Below are 1,870 nucleotides of genomic sequence, written 5' to 3'. Positions count from 1 at the left end.
TGGAAAATATAACTTTACTAGCTGTAAAGTCATATCGTGCTGACTTGATAGCCGCTCTGTCATGTCCGCTTGACCTTATCTTAAGTAAAGTCTAGTGTAAAATGTGCGTATTCGGTTGTTAAAGTGCCTTATCAAAGGTGCTGAACCAAGCCCCGCCGCCGGTGGTCTAGAAACTGTAGGCAGTTGGGGGAAATGAAAAGGCTTTCTGCGCTCTGGCGTGGGAAGTCTTTTTTTATTCCGACTTCCTACGCAGAGACAGCTTGAAATCCAAGGCGATTTAGCTCTTGTATGAGCTTGGTCGCCTCTTCCTCCTTAACCCTCTCCACATCGGACGCAGGAACCAAAAACACACGCCCGCCGCCCTCGCCAGCCTCAATCATGTTCGGGAAACGGCCGTCACTAATCCAATTGTGCATGGTTTGCCGCGTTCGATTAAATATGGTTGCCAACTGCCCGACCGTGTAAAGCGTTTCCTTCATCGCTGCCTCCGTATAACTTTTACAAAATAACTCATTCGTTTATATTAGCATACAATTTTATGCACGTCAATAAGGTAAATAAATATTGGTGACACCAATACTGTATAATCGCTTGACACATGGCGAATAGTCTGCTACACTACAGGAGTATTAGAAACACAAACCAGCCCCCACCGGGCACAAATGGAGATGACGATGGCAACACGAGTTTATATTTTCAAGGATGGCAAGAGGCTGTATGGCTGGATTATCAAGGATGATGGCGAGTTCTATACCATCAGCTGGGACAACGGCCAGACGACGGTCGAGAAGATTAGCAAGTTCAACGGCCGTTTGGCGGTATAGCGGGGCCCACCGGGCACAAATGGAGATGACGATGAAATTATCACAAGCCGCGCAGGACGCACTAAAAAGAATCGAGGCATGGAAAGGCCCGCATGGGATGCCGTCAGAGTATATCGACTGGGTTGTCAGTGCCGAGCTTATCGCCGCCGGCGCAGTCAAACAGGATTCACCCGGCCCCGGATGGAGATTGTATTTATTTCCCACCGGGCACAAAGGAGACAAATGACAACAAATTTCGTTAATTGGGGCAGTTAAAATTTTAGAAGGCAACAAAAAGCCCTTCCCGGCCGCGAACCGGAAGGGCTAAATCAAAAAGGAACTTTTGATGACACAAATAGTAGAGCAAATTAAAGCAGTAGTCAAGTTCAGCGACCTCGAAACGGGCGCCAGCGGTTGGGTGATGTACATCGGTCGCCCGACGCCAATCATTAAAACCGATTGGCAGTCATCCGGCAGCCGTGCCACCAACGCCCAGCGCTTAAGCGGCAAGAACGGCCGTGTCAGCATCCCCACCAGCGCCATCGTGTACCAGTCATCCGGCGCTTGCCGGGATGGGTTCGAGGCGAAGCGGCTGGCGACGTTGGGAATGTTGGCGGGCCGGCAGCAGCAAGCCGACTATGACCAGACGGTAGCGGCGGCGGCCGGTCGATGGGGGTACTAGCCATGACCGACATCGAGAGATTGGCACTCATCAAGGCCGAGAACCGGCGGCTTAAGGGCGAGAATGAACTACTACAGCAGCGTCTCGAACTGTGGGAGGCCCAGGCCGAGGAGCTTACCAAAAAGTATTTATTGTTGGAAAATCAAACACGAGGAACGAACCGATGACGAACAACTCACTTATCATTTACAACGACTTTGGACAGATTCAACAGGCCGCCGGCGCTTTGCATGAGAGCGGGTATTTTAGCGATACCCGAAGCAAGGCCCAGGCCATCGTTAAGGTCATGGCCGGCGCTGAAATCGGGCTTCCCCCCTTTGCTAGCATGACCGGTATTCACATCATTCAAGGCAAGCCTACGCTCGGGGCAAACGTAATTGCAACC

Annotated in this window: 6 protein-coding genes; 5 read left to right on the top strand and 1 reads right to left on the bottom strand. The window is 51.2% G+C overall.

All coding sequences use genetic code 11. From position 1 onward, the window contains the following. Positions 1-245 precede the first annotated feature (245 nt). Entirely contained in the window at positions 246-479 is a 234-nt protein-coding gene (locus VGA08_04045) for a helix-turn-helix domain-containing protein (protein HEX9679763.1), read from the bottom strand. 195 nt (positions 480-674) lie between these two features. Here VGA08_04045 and VGA08_04040 point away from each other — a divergent pair, with 195 nt between their 5' ends. From VGA08_04040 to VGA08_04020, 5 genes are all read left to right on the top strand, one after another. Beyond that, positions 675-824 (top strand): hypothetical protein, encoded by a 150-nt coding sequence (locus VGA08_04040; protein HEX9679762.1) that lies wholly within the window; start codon positions 675-677, stop codon positions 822-824. Between the two features lie 31 nt (positions 825-855). After that, complete coding sequence (locus VGA08_04035; GenBank protein ID HEX9679761.1) at positions 856-1,050, top strand: hypothetical protein; 195 nt, start codon at positions 856-858, stop codon at positions 1,048-1,050. Between the two features lie 99 nt (positions 1,051-1,149). Further along, complete coding sequence (locus VGA08_04030; protein HEX9679760.1) at positions 1,150-1,485, top strand: hypothetical protein; 336 nt, start codon at positions 1,150-1,152, stop codon at positions 1,483-1,485. Continuing rightward, positions 1,473-1,652 (top strand): hypothetical protein, encoded by a 180-nt coding sequence (locus tag VGA08_04025; protein ID HEX9679759.1) that lies wholly within the window; start codon positions 1,473-1,475, stop codon positions 1,650-1,652. Before VGA08_04030 ends, VGA08_04025 begins: the two co-directional genes overlap by 13 nt. Beyond that, positions 1,649-1,870: hypothetical protein (locus VGA08_04020; GenBank protein HEX9679758.1), on the top strand; the 222-nt coding region annotated here is incomplete at its 3' end. The genes VGA08_04025 and VGA08_04020, both read left to right, overlap by 4 nt.

This window comes from Candidatus Saccharimonadales bacterium (assembly GCA_036397795.1).
Classification (GTDB): Bacteria; Patescibacteriota; Saccharimonadia; order Saccharimonadales; family DASWIF01; genus DASWIF01.
This window is presented reverse-complemented; position numbering and strand designations above follow the sequence as displayed.